The sequence below is a fragment of the Streptomyces sp. NBC_00887 genome (genome assembly GCF_045207585.1).
The window spans coordinates 3,756,823-3,770,420 of the sequence record NZ_CP108788.1; the positions used below are offsets into that span (position 1 = coordinate 3,756,823).

Genomic DNA, 13,598 nt, shown 5'->3' on the forward strand with positions numbered 1-13,598 from the left:
GTCCCTTGCCTTCGGGTGCACTTCAACTCGTAGCTTCACCACTGAGCAACGGGAACAAGCGAAGGGGACCCAATGAAGCAGCGATTCCTCGGCCGTTCGGGGCTGCGCGTCAGTGAGCTCTGCCTGGGGGCCATGACCTTCGGCCAGGACACCGACGAGGCGAGCGCCCACCGGATCCTGGACGTCTTCACGGAGGCGGGCGGGACGTTCGTCGACACCGCGGACGTCTATCACCGCGGCGTCTCCGAGGAGATCGTCGGCCGCTGGCTGAAGGGCCGCAGGCGGGACGATCTGGTCGTCGCCACCAAGGTGTTCGGGACGATGGGCGAGGCGCCCAACGCGGGCGGCCTGAGCCGGAAGCACATCGTGTCGGCCGTGGAGGCGAGCCTGCGGCGGCTCGGCACGGATTACATCGACCTCTACCAGACCCATGTGTGGGACGCCACGACGCCCGTCGAGGAGACCCTCTCGACACTCGACACCCTGGTGACGTCGGGGAAGGTGCGCTACCTCGGCGCGAGCAACCTCTCCGCCTCCCAGCTCCAGCGCGCGCAGGACCTGGCCGGGCGGAGCGGCTGGGAGCGCTATGTGAGCCTCCAGCCGCTCTACAACCTGCTGGCCCGCGAGCTGGAGTGGGAGCTCGTCCCGGTGAGCCTGGCGGAGGGCGTCGGCATCATCCCCTGGAGCCCGCTCCAGGGCGGCTGGCTGACCGGGAAGTACCGGCGGGGCATGACGGCCGCGGCGCCCGGCACCCGCGAGGCCCGCTACCAGGAGGAGCTCGGCCGCGAGGCCTGGCGGGAGCGGGACAACGAGGAGACCTGGCGGGTCGTCGAAGCGCTCGTCGCGGTCGCCGAGGAGGCGGAGCGCACCCCCGCACAGGTGGCGCTGCGCTGGCTCCTCGGCCGTCCCGGCGTGACCGCACCCATCATCGGGGCCCGCACGGTCGAGCAGCTGTCCGACAATCTGGGCGCCGTGGGCTGGGAACTGACGCCGGACCAGGAGACCCGTCTTGACGAGGCCAGCGCGCGTCCGCTGCCCTACCCGTACGACGTGCTGCACCGCTTCCGCGACCGTGAGCCGCAGGACTGATCAGTCGACGACCGCCAGCTCGCGCGGGGTGTTGTTGAGCCGCCGGCCGCCGTCCTCGGTGACGGTGACGATGTCCTCGATCCGGACGCCGAAGCGGCCCGGGAGGTAGATGCCGGGCTCCACGGAGAAGCACATCCCGGGTACCAGCGGCTGCTCCTCGCCCTCGATCATGTAGGGCGGCTCATGGGTGGTGACACCGATGCCGTGGCCGGTGCGGTGGATGAAGCGCTCGCCGTAGCCGAACTCGGTGACGACGGCGCGCGCCGCCCGGTCGATCTCCTGGCAGGCGATACCGGGCCGCACCGCGCGGAAGCCCGCCTCCTGCGCCTCCCGTACGACGTCGTGCACCCGCTGCTCCTCCGCGGTGGGCGCGCCGACGTGCACCGTACGGGAGGTGTCCGAGCCGTAGCCGTGCTTGAGTCCGCCGAAGTCGAGGACGACCATGTCGCCCTCCTCGATGGTGCGGTCGCCGGCCTCGTGGTGCGGGTTGGCGCCGTTCGGACCGGAGCCGACCACGGTGAAGTCGACCTGCGCATGGCCGAACTCCATGAGCAGGGCGGCGAGATCCGCGGCGACGTCGGTCTCCTTCCGGCCGGAGAAACGGACCTTGAGGATCTGTTCGTACGTGGCGTCGGCGGCGGCCCCCGCCGCCACGAGCCGCTCCAGCTCGGCGGCGTCCTTGACCGCGCGCAGCATCGGCAGGGCGGCGGTGAGGGAGGCGTACGAGGTGGCGGGAAGGAGCTCCTGCAGCGCGAGCAGGTGCAGCGCCCAGGCGTTGTCACTGACACCGAACCGGCCCTTGTCGCCGAGCAGTTCGGCGGTCAGGGCGTACGGGTCCGCGGCGTCGGTCCAGTCCCGCAGGGTGAGGGCGGGGGCGCCGACGGCGCGTTCGGCGTCCGCGGCCTCCAGCGCCGGGACGACGAGGACGGGGTCGTGGCCCGCCCTGATGACGAGCAGGGTGAGACGTTCGGTGGCCGCGGTCGGCCGGTATCCGGTGAGGTGGACCAGATCGGGGCCCGGCGCCACGAGGACGCCCGCGAGGCCTGCGGCGTCGGCGGATTCGGCCGCCCTGGTCATCCGGGCCCTGTAGTCGTCGGCGGTGAAGGGTACGGGCTGGTCGGGGCTGGACATGGCGGACCTCCTGGCGGGACGACGCGGCACACAGCATCCTGCCCGTACGTGCCGGTGGATGCGAACGCATTCGGAACGCGCCGTCGAGGCGCACGACAGGGCCGCCCGGCAGCGACGCCGGGCGGTCGCGACCGGGCCGGCCGCTTCGTGCGGGATCCAGAAGCTGAGCGTGCGCCGAAACAGGGGGACACCGACGGTGTCAGGGCGTGTCCGGCAGCCGCACGAACAGGTCGGCGCGGTCGCGGTACCGCTCCACCAGCCGGGCGTTGGGTTCGTCGGAGCGGGCGACCCAGCGCTCCGCGTACGGGCGCGGCTTGCCGAACCGCACGTGCCGGTCGACGAGCCTGCGCGTCCGCAGCCCGGGATCGACGTCGACGAACCACACCTCGTCGAGCAGCCCGCGCACCGGCGCCCAGGGCCCCTCGGCCAGGAGCAGGTAGTTGCCCTCGGTCACCACGAGCGGGGTGTCCTGAGGGACGGGTACCGCCCCGGCGATCGGCTCCTCCAGACTCCGGTCGAACGCCGGCGCGTACACAGGATGGGGACCGTCGGGGAGGCGCAGCCGCCGGAGCAGGGCCGCGTATCCGGCGGCGTCGAAGGTGTCCGGGGCTCCCTTGCGGTCGGCACGGCCGAGGCGCTCCAGCTCGGCACCGGCCAGATGGAAACCGTCCATCGGGACGAGGACGGCGTGTCCTTCGAGCGACTCGACGAGCCGGGCGGCCAGGGTGGACTTCCCGGCTCCGGGCGGTCCCGCGATGCCGAGGATGTGGCGCCGGCCTGAGGCGGCGAGGCTGCGGGCGCGGGCCGTCAGCTCGGTGAAGTCGCTCGTGACCATGCCGGGCATTGTCCCCGGGTGCGGCGGGACGGCGACAGTGTTACGTATAACCTGCGTGCAGCCGTACAGACGTGCATCCGTCCACTCGAGGAACCCGAGGCCCCCATGTCCCACATCGCCCTGGTCACCCTGGTCGTCCGCGACTACGACGAGGCTCTCGCCTTCTACACGGACGCGCTCGGATTCGAGCTCGTGGAGGACACGGACCGGGGCGACGGCTCGCGGTGGGTCGTGGTGCGTCCGCGCGGCACGCAGGGCACGGGGCTGCTGCTGGCGCGCGCGAAGGGCGACGCGCAGCTGGCAGCCGTCGGGGCTCAGGCGGGCGGCCGGGTCGGCCTCTTCCTGCACACCGAGGACTTCGCCGGCGACCACGAGCGGATGCGCGCCGCCGGGGTCCGCTTCCTGGAGGAGCCGCGCCACGAGGTCTACGGCTCGGTCGCGGTCTTCGAGGACCTGTACGGCAACCGGTGGGACCTGCTGCAGCCCGCCTGAGCTGTGCCGGGGCGTGCCCGAGCTGCCACGATCCGTGCGCGGCCCGCGGGCTACGCCAGCCCCGCCGCCGACCCCAGCGCGTCCAGGACCGGCCTGATCAGCGGATGCCCCTCGGCGCCCTGCCGCACCGCGGCGAAGACCCGCCGGGTCGGGGCGCTGCCCTCCACGGGCCGTACGACGACACTGCCGAGGTCCATGCCGCGTAGCGCCGAGCGGGGCACCAGCGCCACCCCGGCGCCCGCCCCGGCCAGTGCTACCACCGCGTGGAAGTCGTCCGAGGAGTGCTCCAGCTGGGGTTCGAACCCGGCGTACTCGCAGGCCAGGACCACCACGTCGTGGCAGGGGTTGCCGGGGTACGGGCCGATCCACGGGTCCTTGGCGAGGTCGGCGACGGCGACGTGCTCCTGCCCGGCGAGGCGGTGGCCGACCGGCAGCACCGCGTCGAAGGGCTCGGAGTAGAGCGGCACCCGGGTGAGGCGCCGGTCGTCGTCACCGGGCGCGCCCCGGTACTCGACGGCGACGGCCACGTCGACCTGCCGGTCAAGCACCATCGGCACGCTCGCGTCGCCCTCGGCGTCCTGCACACGGACCCGGATGCCGGGGGCGGTGCGCGTCAGCTCGGCGATGGCGGGCGCCAGGACGAGGCCGATGCCCGTGGCGAACGCGGCGACCGTGACCGTGCCCGCCACACCTGCGCCGTAGGCGGCGAGCTCCGCCTCCGCCCGCTCCAGCTGGGCGAGCACCTCGTTGGCGTGGGTCAGCAGGATCTCCCCCGCCGCGGTGAGCCTGGCACCCCGCGCACCGCGCTCGACCAGGCGGTGTCCGGTCTCCTGCTCCAGGGCGGCGAGCTGCTGGGAGACGGCGGAGGGAGTGAGGTAGAGCGCGGCGGCTGCCGCGGTCACCGTGCGGTGGTCTGCCACCGCACGGAGAATGCGCAGCCGCCGTGCATCGATCATGCGCTCATTGTCCCAGGTCGGCGAAGACCGGCGACTACTCCCCCAGCGCGGCCCGCGCGTCGACGAACGCGTCCACCGCGCGGTTGACGTCGTCGGTGGAGTGGGCGGCGGAGAGCTGGACGCGGATGCGCGCGGCTCCCTGCGGGACGACGGGGTACGAGAACCCGATCACGTACACACCGCGCTCCAGGAGCAGCTCCGCCATCCGGCCTGCCTTCGCCGCGTCCCCGATCATGACGGGGGCGATGGCGTGGTCACCGGGCAGGATGTCGAAGCCCTCCGCCGTCATCCGGGACCGGAAGAGCGCGGTGTTGGCGTTGAGCCGCTCACGCAGGTCGCCGGCGGACTCCAGCAGGTCGATGACCTTGAGGGAGGCGGCGGCGATGACCGGGGCGAGCGAGTTGGAGAAGAGGTACGGGCGCGAGCGCTGGCGCAGCAGTGCGACGATCTCGGCGCGCGCCGCGACGTAACCGCCGGACGCGCCGCCCAGTGCCTTGCCGAGCGTGCCGGTGATGATGTCGACGCGGTCCATGACGCCGTGCAGCTCGGGGGTGCCCCGGCCGCCGGGTCCGACGAAGCCGACGGCGTGCGAGTCGTCGACCATGACCATGGCGTCGTAGCGGTCGGCCAGGTCGCAGATCTCCGCGAGCGGGGCGACGTATCCGTCCATGGAGAACACGCCGTCGGTGACGACGAGGCGGCGCCGGGCCCCGGAGGCCTCCTTGAGCTGCTGCTCCAGGTCTGCCATGTCGCGGTTGGCGTAGCGGTACCGCTTCGCCTTGGAGAGCCGGATGCCGTCGATGATGGAGGCGTGGTTGAGGGCGTCGGAGATCACCGCGTCCTCGGGGCCGAGGAGGGTCTCGAAGACACCGCCGTTGGCGTCGAAGCAGGAGGAGTAGAGGATCGTGTCCTCCTGGCCGAGGAAGGCCGAAAGGCGCTGCTCCAGCTCCTTGTGGACCTCCTGGGTGCCGCAGATGAAGCGGACCGACGCGAGCCCGTAGCCCCAGCGGTCCAGTGCCTCGTGGGCCGCGGCGACGACCTCGGGGTGGTCGGCGAGGCCCAGGTAGTTGTTGGCGCAGAAGTTGAGGACCGCGCCTGAGCGCCCTTCCCCAAGCTCTCGGCTTCGCTCGAGCAGGGGAGACCCCATCGAGGTGACGCTGACGGTGGCGGACTGCGGGGTCCCGATCACCCGCTCGGGCTTCTGGAGTCCGGCGTCCCTGATCTCGTCGAGGGTGAGGCGCAGGTCGTCGCGTACGGAATCGAACATGAAGGATGTCTCCCAGGTGGGTACGGGCCGGGGGTACGAGGTGGGGCCGGTGGGTCAGGCGGTCCAGTCGAGCAGGACCTTGCCGCCGAGGCCGCTCGCGGCGTCGTCGAAGGCGGCTTCGAAGTCGCGGTACCCGTACCGTCCGGTGATCACGGGGGCGAGGTCGAGTCCACCCTCCAGCAGGACGGACATGGCGTACCACGTCTCGTACATCTCACGGCCGTAGATGCCCTTGATGGTGAGCATCGAGGTGACGACGCGGGACCAGTCGACGGGGAATGCGGTGGCGGGCAGACCGAGCATGGCGATGCGGCCGCCGTGCGTCATGTTCGCGATCATGTCCTGCATCGCCTCGGGGCGGCCGGACATCTCCAGACCGATGTCGAAGCCCTCGCGCAGTCCGAGGTGGCGCTGGCCGTCGGCGATGGTCTCCTTGCTGACGTCGAGGGCCAGGCTGACGCCGACCTTCCTGGCCAGTTCGAGACGGGCCTCGCTGACGTCGGTGATGACGACGTTGCGGGCGCCCGCGTGGCGGGCGACGGCGGCGGCCATGAGGCCGATCGGTCCCGCGCCGGTGATCAGCACGTCCTCGCCGACCAGCGGGAACGACAGCGCGGTGTGCACGGCGTTGCCGAACGGGTCGAAGATCGCGGCGATGTCGAGGTCGACCTTGTCCCGGTGCACCCACACGTTGGAGGCGGGCAGCGACAGGTACTCGGCGAACGCTCCGTCCCGGCCGACGCCGAGGCCGAGGGTGGAGCGGCAGAGGTGGCGCCGTCCGGCCAGGCAGTTGCGGCACTTCCCGCAGACCAGGTGGCCCTCGCCGCTGACCAGGTCACCGATCTTGATGTCGACGACGTCGGAACCGAGGTCCGCGACCTCGCCGACGAACTCGTGGCCCAGGACGAGCGGGGTGCGCACGGCCTGCTGCGCCCAGCCGTCGTAGTTCCGGATGTGCAGGTCGGTGCCGCAGATTCCGGTGCGCAGGACCTTGATCAGCACGTCTGCGGGGCCGATCTCCGGCTCCGGCACGTCCATCAGCCAGAGTCCCGGCTCGGCCTTGTGCTTCACGAGTGCCTTCACGGCTGCGGCTCCCTGTACCTGGTACCTGGTGAATACCCCGGGCCGGGGGCATGCCGAAGGCGGCCTGCGGCCCGGGGTGCATGGGGGTGCGGCGACGGGAAAGGGCGACATACGTTCGTACGTCCTACGAACGCCGTGTCCCGCCGCCCACTGCCGTCACAACGACAGTGCCGCACGCCGGGCCCCAGGTCCATCGAGGATTTCTTAAGCTCCGCCGCAGCTGTGCTTCACACCGCGGTGCAGAGGCCGAGCCGGCGGGGCCGGCCGTCCTCGACCCGGTAGAGATACGCGTCGTCGCCCACCGCGTTCTGCTTCTCGTCGAAGGCGTACGTCCCGTCCGCCGGACTTCGCCACGCCGCTGCCGGCCGGTTCGTCACGCAGGGCCTCCCCTGCGGCGAAAGCGACGTCTGCCCGGTGGTGCGGGCACGGTGTCCTCGGCGATCGTGGGTTCGATGTCGGGCAGGGCGAGCATCGCGGCGGACCGGTCCGCTATCAGCTGTACGACGTCCTCGGGCAGCCAGACGATCGACCCGTGCGTGGCGTCCTCGACGATGCGCTCGTCGAGCTGTGGTGCTGTCGGCCGGTCCGCGGGGTTCTTGGCCAGGCAGTCGGCGACCAGGGCGCGCAGTTCGGTGTCGCCGATCCCGTCCAGGTCGGGTTCGTCGTGCACGGTGCGGTACAGCAGTGCGTCCACGGCCCCGCTGCCGAAGGGCGGCCTGCCTGTCGCGGCGTACGCGAGGAGGCAGCCCAGTGAGAACACGTCGCTCGTGGGGCCCGGCGCCGTACCGTCCGCGGAGGCCTGTTCCGGTGACAGGAAGCCGGGGGTGCCGACGACGATGTCGGTGGCGGTGAGCGCGGTGGCGTCACCGGCCCGCGCGATGCCGAAGTCGATGAGCCGCGGCCCGTCGACCGCGAGCAGGACGTTTCCGGGCTTCACGTCGCGGTGGACGAGTCCGGCCGTGTGTACGGCGGTCAGGGCACGGGAGAGCAGCTGACCGAGCACCCGCACGCTGCGGGCGGGCAGCGGTCCGCAGCGTTCGACCGCCTCGGCGAGCGAGGGGCCCGGTACGAACGCGGTGGCCAGCCAAGGACGTTCGCCCTCCGTCTCGGCACCGATGACCGCGACGGCCCAGGGGCTGCGCACCCTGCGCGCGGCCTCCACCTCACGGCAGAACCGGGCCCGGAACTCGTCGTTCCCGGCGTACTCCGGGAGGATCACCTTGATGGCGGCGGTCGCTCCCGCGTCCGTACGGCCCAGGTAGACCACCCCCATGCCACCTGCGCCGAGGCGTCCGAGCAGGCGGTGTTCGCCGATGCGCGCGGGGTCCGTGGGCCGAAGCTCGTCCATGGGTCCTCAACTCCGCTTCTCGACGGCGGACCCGAGCCGTACCAGCATGTCGGCCTGCCCCTCGGTCACCAGGTCGGAAGTTTCCCCCCTCGGTACGCCCCTCGGCCCCCTTGCCCGGGTGCGCCACGAACCCCTGACCCCCATCTCCCGGATGCGGCTTCGATCATAGGAGCGCCGTTTCGACGGGCACGGGGATCCGGCCAACTGTTGCACCTGGTGGGAGAGCGGGGACATGGCGTAACAGACCGCCCGGTCACCGCACTTGGCTCGTGCCGGATCAGGGGCGCGGCCAGGGCCGCCCGTCGAGGTGCTCGATGTCGGTGTTGAAGCGCTTGAGATACGTGGCGAAGGCGGCGACCTCCTCCGGATCCCACTCGGCCATGACCTTCTCCAGGCCGCGGATGTTCGCGGACCGCTCGGCGTCGAGGCCGTGCGAGCCCTCTTCGGTGATGCGGAACTTGCGGGCGATCCCCCCGTCGGGGTCCGGGATGCGCTCGACGAGCCCGGCCCGCAGCATGGCGGCGGTCTGCCGGTTCAGGGTGGAGGCGTCCAGCCCGAAGGCGTCGCTGAGCTGGCCGATGGACATCGGGCCCTCCATCCGGATGCGGCTGAGCAGGGTGTACGCGCTGCGGTCCAGGTTCTGGCTGTTCCGCCGCAGCCGGGGCGCGCTCAGCTGGAGGTGCCGCCCTAGCAGCATGGTCTCGAACTCGATCAAGTGCGTGGGCTTGTCCATGGTCCTTCTCTCGGCTGTCTTCACCGTGCGCCGGGGCTCTCAACTGCAGATATACCACCACGGCGAAGGGCCCCGCGTCAGCCGTCCGGCCGGTGCCCGGGTGCACGCCAACCGACGGACGGACCATTTGGCGTCGGCCTCGTCGCCCTGATCTTCGGCGTGGTCAAGGGTGAGACCTGGGGCTGGACCTCGGGCGGAACGCTGGGGTCCCTCGCCGCGGGCCTGGTCCTGCTGGCCTACTTCTGCCGGTACGAGAGCCGCCACGATCACCCGCTGCTGCCGATGCGCCTCTTCCGCAACCGTTCCCTGGCCATCGGCACGATCGTCACCGCGATCAACTTCTTCGTGATGCTCGGTGTCATCTTCTTCGTGATGCTGTACCTGCAGAACGTGCGCGGCTTCTCCCCGGTGGAATCCGGTGTCCGCACCCTGCCGTTCAGCCTGGCCACCGTGGTGGCGGCGCCGCTCGGAGCCGCCCTGACCCAGCGCTTCGGCCCGCGGCTCACCATGCCCCTCGGCATGGCCCTCCAGGCCGCGGCAGCCCTGTGGATGCTGACCTGGGACACCGGTTCCCCGTACGCAGCCCTGTGGCCGCCGTTCCTGGCCATCGGCCTGGGCGTCGGCATCGTGATGTCCGCCTCCTCCGACGCCATCGTCGGCAACGCGCCGAGGAAGGACGGCGGAGTGGCGGGCGGGCTGCAGGCCACCTCGCTGCAGATCGGAGGTGCGTTCGGCACGTCCGTGCTGGTCTCCCTGATCAGCGGGAAGGTGGGTTCCTCCCTGACCGGCGAGCTGACGTCCGCCGGTGTCCCGGCCGCGGCGGCGACGGGCTTCGAAGAGGCCGAGGACGCGGTGTCCATGGGTGTCCCGCCCGTTTCGGCCGATATGCCGGCGCAGCTGAAGGCCGCGGTGATCGAGGGCAGCGGAAACGCGTTCATGAACGGTGTGCACACCGCCGTGGTCGTCACCGCGGTCCTGTGCGCCGCCGGCGCGCTGCTGGCCGGGGTCGGCATGCGCCGTCGCACCGGGTCGGAGGGCGTGGAGGACTGAGTGCCCGTCCGGTGCCCGTCTCCGCCGCCTCCCGGCGTCACGCGGCGCAGTCCACCCGCTCATGGCGCTCCCGCATGCGGGCGATGACGCGCTCACGTCCCAGCTTCTTCGCCTGGCGGAGTTCGGCCTCCGCGGCCAGTACCGGGATCCAGAGCAGCCAGCCCCACAGGCTGTACGTCAGGGTGCCGCCCGGCACCAGGGCGTAGTTGACGCGGACGCGGAGCGCGAGGATCAGCACGTGCGCCGGGGCCCGACGGGCGAGGAGCAGGCGCAGAGGGGCGTTGCGGGGCCCTCGCGGGAGCTCGACCGCCGCCGCCGGTTCGGCGGCGGCGAGGTCCTCTCCGCACTCGTCGTCGGACTCACCATGAGCGGCTCGCCGCCACGCGTCGGTGACCAGAACGCTCTGTGCGGCAGCCCCTTCGTGTCGCGCACGCCCCTCCGCGGTGGCCGCCTCGATGTCGTCCCAGTACCCGCGGCCGGCCCACCCCGTCACCTCGTCCACGCGCGCCCGTTCCGCCGACCCGGGCGGGGCCAGCTCCTCGAGCCGCACCTTCATGGCCGCGGCACGGGCCGCGCGCCCCGGATTCCCTTGATCACGATTTACGCGGGCACGGGGGCGCCGGGACTTCTCAGGCCTCCTGGGGTGCGGGCTCCTTGCCCGCGGCCCCGGCAGGCTTCGCCGAGTCGGTCATGAGGATCGGGGCCGTGAGGCAGGCGATGACGCAGAAGGCGACCGGCAGGAGGAAGGTGAGGTTCAACGGCATGAAGTGGGTCATCGGCCCGATCACCGCAGGGCCCGCCAGGATGCCGATGTAGCCGAGGCCCGCCACCCGCGAGACGTTCGTTCCCGCGGCGGCCGGGTCGATGTGGCCCGCGGCGCTGAAGAGTTGAGGGATGGTGCCGGACAGGCCGATGCCGAAGAGCGTCCAGCCGATCAGGGCCGGGGGGATCGTGGGCGAGAGCGCGGCCAGGACGAGCCCTGCGGCGGCCAGGCCTGATCCGTAACGGAGGATGGCCACCGGTCCGAAGCGGGCGGAGACCCGGTCGGCGAGCAGGCGGCCGATGGTCATCGCGGTGGCGAAGGCGCCGTAGGCGAAGGCAGCGGTGGACGGGGAGGCGTCCAGGACGTCCTTGAGGTGCAGGGCACTCCAGTCTCCGGCCACCCCTTCGGAGAGCATGAGCATGAGGGCGAGTGCCGCCATGATCCAGATCCGGCGTGGCACGGGGCCCTTGGCGGACTTCGGGGCGCCGTCCGCCTCCGCCGGAGCGGCGTCCGGGGGCAGCAGCGCCGGCATCGCGGCCAGGGTGACGACGAGGCTGAGCACCGCCATGGCGCCGAGCGTGACCGCCGGACTCCAGTTCCGGCCGAGGGTGAACGCGCCGACCAGCGCCGCGAAGACCCCGCCGATGGAGAACATGGCGTGGAAGGCGGACATCACGGGCCGGCCGTAACCCCGCTCGACCTGCACCGCATGGGCGTTCATGGCGACGTCCAGGCATCCCGTGACGCAGCCGAGCACGAACAGCGAGGCACCCAGGGTCCAGGCATCGGTGGCCAGGCCCGGCAGGACGAGAGCGGCGCAGGACAGTAGGGCGCTGACCGGGACGACCTTGCGGGCGCCGAAGCGGTCGCTGAGCGGACCGATCAGCTGCATCCCCGCGAACGCTCCACCGCCGAGCAGCAGGAGGAGCCAGCCGAGGACGGCATGACTGACACCCACCCGGTGCTCGATGGTGGGGATGTGGACGATCCACATCCCCAGGATGAAGCCGCAGAGGGTGAAGTACACGAAGGTGGCCAGCCGACCGACCCGCAGAAGTCTTTCCATGCGCGCAAACCTAACAAACAGATTTTCTGTTCGTAAGTTTGTTTTACGCACATCAATGGTGTTCACTTTGTCCATGGCGAGCGCAGACCGACTGAAACAGATCACGCACGCGGTACTTGCGGCGGGCCGGCAGACCGTGACGGAGCTGGCCGAGCTCACGGGCGCCTCGGAGATGACCGTCCGTCGTGATCTGGAGACCCTGGCCGGCCAGGGAGTCCTGGAGCGTTACCGGGGCGGGGCCAGAAGCCTGGTGCTGCGGGGCGAGGAGCCGCCGTTCGCCCTGCGGGCGCAGGAGGGCCTGGAGACGAAGCGGCGCATCGCGGCGGAGGTCGCCTCACTGATCGCGGACGGTGAGTCGGTCGTCGTCGACAGCGGCACCACGTGTCTTGAAGTGGCCCACGCCCTCGCCCACCGCCGACTGACCGTCATGCCGCTGTCCCTGCACGCGGCCAACGCCCTCACCGGGGCGGACCGGCTGACGTTGCTGCTGCCCGGAGGCCGCCCGCGACCCGGTGAGCTCGCGCTGACCGGTCCGTTGACCGAGGCGTCCCTGGCCTCGCTGCGCTTCGACACCGCGGTCATCGGCTGCTGCGGCCTGACCGCCGCCGACGGGCTGACCGCCTACGACCTCGAGGACACGGCGGTCAAGCGCGCGGCGATCGCGTCGGCCCGCCGTGTCATCGCCGTGGCGGATGCCCCGAAACTCTCCCGCACCGCCCTGGCCCTGGTCACCCCCGCCGCCGCCCTGCACACGGTGGTGACCGACGCGGCGGCGCCCGATGACGAGGTCGAGGCGCTGAGAGCGGTGGGCGTGGACGTACGGAGGGTGTGACACGGCAGTCCGGTTCCGCGCGGGCCGTGCGGCGGGATCACCTGGCGCCCGGGAGAGGGCTCAGGCCCCTGCGGTCTTGAGCAGGAACGCTCTGATCGCCGCGCTCAGCCGCTGCGGCTGGTCCTCCGGGATGAGGGTGCAGCTGTCGGCGATCTCCACGAGCTCGCCCTGCGGCAGCAGCTCGGCGAGTCTGCGTCCGTGGTCGAGCGGCATGACCTTGTCCTCCGTCGCCCAGACGACGAGTGCGGGACGGTCGAACGCGCGCAGCCCTTCCGCCCATCGCAGGAGTTCGTCCTTGGGCGGTACCCCGAGAACGTACGCCCTGAGGTCCCGTCGGATCTCGGTGGAGGTCCACAAGGGCTGGAACCACGCGTCCATCACCTCGTCCGGGACGGGCCGCTTGCTCATCCACCCCCATGTCATGGGCAGTCTGCGCATCGGCTTCAGTTTGAGGAGCGCGAAGGCGAGCTGGATGCCACCGGGCATCTTCGCCGCGGCGTACAGATTGCGGCCGGGCAGGCCGGGCGGGAAGTTGTCGAACGCCTCGCAGGACGTGATCACGAGCCTGCCGATCCGCTGGTCGCGACCGTCCGCGACGAGGGCCTGCGCCCCGCCCCAGTCGTTCATCACCAGCGTGACGTCGGTCAGGTCCAGTGCGTCCAGGAACTCCGCCACCAGCCGCGCGACCCCGGGGACCGTCAGATCGGCGTCCGGGCGCATGGGCCTGCGGTGGCCCCCCAGGGGCAGCGTGGGCACGATGCACCGGAAGTCGTCGCGCAGCTCGCCGACGACGTGCCGCCAGAGCGAGCCGTTCATCGCGACACCGTGCAGCAGGACCACCACCGGTCCGTCGCCACCGGTGTCCTCGTACTCCACCACTCCTGCGGAAAGCAGCGCATCGGTCATGCGACCAACCTAAACCGCCGTCACCGCCCGGGAGGGGTGGCGCGGGA

13 protein-coding genes and 2 pseudogenes are annotated in these 13,598 nt (G+C 71.6%); 4 read left to right on the plus strand and 11 right to left on the minus strand.

The features are described 5' to 3' along the window. Positions 1–72: 72 nt before the first annotated feature. Complete coding sequence (locus tag OG844_RS17120; RefSeq protein ID WP_406391236.1) at positions 73–1,089, plus strand: aldo/keto reductase; 1,017 nt, start codon at positions 73–75, stop codon at positions 1,087–1,089. On the opposite strand, the gene OG844_RS17125 is transcribed toward OG844_RS17120, so the two are convergent. After that, on the minus strand, positions 1,090–2,220 hold the full coding sequence (locus tag OG844_RS17125) for a M24 family metallopeptidase (protein WP_406391237.1): 1,131 nt from the start codon (positions 2,218–2,220) through the stop codon (positions 1,090–1,092). Between the two features lie 199 nt (positions 2,221–2,419). Next, the gene (locus tag OG844_RS17130; RefSeq protein ID WP_406391238.1) at positions 2,420–3,055 is read right to left on the minus strand and encodes a nucleoside/nucleotide kinase family protein; all 636 of its coding nucleotides are present in this window, start codon (positions 3,053–3,055) and stop codon (positions 2,420–2,422) included. A gap of 105 nt (positions 3,056–3,160) precedes the next feature. Here OG844_RS17130 and OG844_RS17135 point away from each other — a divergent pair, with 105 nt between their 5' ends. Continuing rightward, positions 3,161–3,547, plus strand: coding sequence for a VOC family protein (locus OG844_RS17135; protein ID WP_406391240.1), 387 nt, complete (start codon positions 3,161–3,163; stop codon positions 3,545–3,547). Positions 3,548–3,597: 50 nt separating this feature from the next. On the opposite strand, the gene OG844_RS17140 is transcribed toward OG844_RS17135, so the two are convergent. The 6 genes and pseudogenes from OG844_RS17140 to OG844_RS17165 all read right to left on the minus strand — a co-directional run bounded on the left by OG844_RS17140 (position 3,598) and on the right by OG844_RS17165 (position 8,934). Then, the gene (locus OG844_RS17140; RefSeq protein ID WP_406391242.1) at positions 3,598–4,503 is read right to left on the minus strand and encodes a LysR family transcriptional regulator; all 906 of its coding nucleotides are present in this window, start codon (positions 4,501–4,503) and stop codon (positions 3,598–3,600) included. A 34-nt stretch (positions 4,504–4,537) separates the two neighbouring features. Next, on the minus strand, positions 4,538–5,770 hold the full coding sequence (locus OG844_RS17145; protein ID WP_406391244.1) for a glycine C-acetyltransferase: 1,233 nt from the start codon (positions 5,768–5,770) through the stop codon (positions 4,538–4,540). Between the two features lie 54 nt (positions 5,771–5,824). Next, positions 5,825–6,853 carry an L-threonine 3-dehydrogenase gene (tdh, locus tag OG844_RS17150; protein ID WP_406391246.1) on the minus strand — a complete coding sequence of 343 codons (1,029 nt, stop codon included), beginning with the start codon at positions 6,851–6,853 and terminating at the stop codon, positions 5,825–5,827. Between the two features lie 227 nt (positions 6,854–7,080). Then, positions 7,081–7,230: a hypothetical protein gene (locus tag OG844_RS17155; protein WP_406391247.1), complete on the minus strand. Its 150-nt coding sequence runs from the start codon at positions 7,228–7,230 to the stop codon at positions 7,081–7,083. A 20-nt stretch (positions 7,231–7,250) separates the two neighbouring features. Continuing rightward, positions 7,251–8,201, minus strand: a pseudogene (locus OG844_RS17160) (serine/threonine-protein kinase); the annotation flags it as partial. A gap of 277 nt (positions 8,202–8,478) precedes the next feature. Further along, a complete protein-coding gene (locus tag OG844_RS17165; protein WP_406391249.1) occupies positions 8,479–8,934 on the minus strand; it encodes a MarR family winged helix-turn-helix transcriptional regulator in 456 nt (151 codons plus the stop codon). Positions 8,935–9,066: 132 nt separating this feature from the next. Between OG844_RS17165 and OG844_RS17170 the strand changes: the two are divergent. Next, positions 9,067–9,984: pseudogene (locus OG844_RS17170) on the plus strand (MFS transporter); the annotation flags it as partial. Between the two features lie 37 nt (positions 9,985–10,021). Here OG844_RS17170 and OG844_RS17175 read toward each other — a convergent pair. Both OG844_RS17175 and OG844_RS17180 read right to left on the minus strand, forming a co-directional pair. After that, positions 10,022–10,540: a hypothetical protein gene (locus tag OG844_RS17175; RefSeq protein WP_406391251.1), complete on the minus strand. Its 519-nt coding sequence runs from the start codon at positions 10,538–10,540 to the stop codon at positions 10,022–10,024. A gap of 73 nt (positions 10,541–10,613) precedes the next feature. After that, the gene (locus tag OG844_RS17180; RefSeq protein ID WP_406391252.1) at positions 10,614–11,813 is read right to left on the minus strand and encodes an MFS transporter; all 1,200 of its coding nucleotides are present in this window, start codon (positions 11,811–11,813) and stop codon (positions 10,614–10,616) included. Positions 11,814–11,886: 73 nt separating this feature from the next. Here OG844_RS17180 and OG844_RS17185 point away from each other — a divergent pair, with 73 nt between their 5' ends. After that, positions 11,887–12,645 carry a DeoR/GlpR family DNA-binding transcription regulator gene (locus tag OG844_RS17185; RefSeq protein WP_406391253.1) on the plus strand — a complete coding sequence of 253 codons (759 nt, stop codon included), beginning with the start codon at positions 11,887–11,889 and terminating at the stop codon, positions 12,643–12,645. 60 nt (positions 12,646–12,705) lie between these two features. On the opposite strand, the gene OG844_RS17190 is transcribed toward OG844_RS17185, so the two are convergent. Continuing rightward, positions 12,706–13,551, minus strand: a complete 846-nt coding sequence (locus OG844_RS17190) for an alpha/beta fold hydrolase (RefSeq protein WP_406391255.1) — start codon at positions 13,549–13,551, stop codon at positions 12,706–12,708. Positions 13,552–13,598: the final 47 nt, after the last annotated feature.

Coding starts and splice junctions, on each gene's coding strand:
- OG844_RS17120 (WP_406391236.1), top strand. CDS start 73: ATGAAGCAGCGATTCCTCGGCCGTTCGGGGCTGCGCGTCAGTGAGCTC.
- OG844_RS17125 (WP_406391237.1), bottom strand. CDS start 2,220: ATGTCCAGCCCCGACCAGCCCGTACCCTTCACCGCCGACGACTACAGG.
- OG844_RS17130 (WP_406391238.1), bottom strand. CDS start 3,055: ATGGTCACGAGCGACTTCACCGAGCTGACGGCCCGCGCCCGCAGCCTC.
- OG844_RS17135 (WP_406391240.1), top strand. CDS start 3,161: ATGTCCCACATCGCCCTGGTCACCCTGGTCGTCCGCGACTACGACGAG.
- OG844_RS17140 (WP_406391242.1), bottom strand. CDS start 4,503: ATGATCGATGCACGGCGGCTGCGCATTCTCCGTGCGGTGGCAGACCAC.
- OG844_RS17145 (WP_406391244.1), bottom strand. CDS start 5,770: ATGTTCGATTCCGTACGCGACGACCTGCGCCTCACCCTCGACGAGATC.
- OG844_RS17165 (WP_406391249.1), bottom strand. CDS start 8,934: ATGGACAAGCCCACGCACTTGATCGAGTTCGAGACCATGCTGCTAGGG.
- OG844_RS17175 (WP_406391251.1), bottom strand. CDS start 10,540: ATGAAGGTGCGGCTCGAGGAGCTGGCCCCGCCCGGGTCGGCGGAACGG.
- OG844_RS17180 (WP_406391252.1), bottom strand. CDS start 11,813: ATGGAAAGACTTCTGCGGGTCGGTCGGCTGGCCACCTTCGTGTACTTC.
- OG844_RS17185 (WP_406391253.1), top strand. CDS start 11,887: ATGGCGAGCGCAGACCGACTGAAACAGATCACGCACGCGGTACTTGCG.
- OG844_RS17190 (WP_406391255.1), bottom strand. CDS start 13,551: ATGACCGATGCGCTGCTTTCCGCAGGAGTGGTGGAGTACGAGGACACC.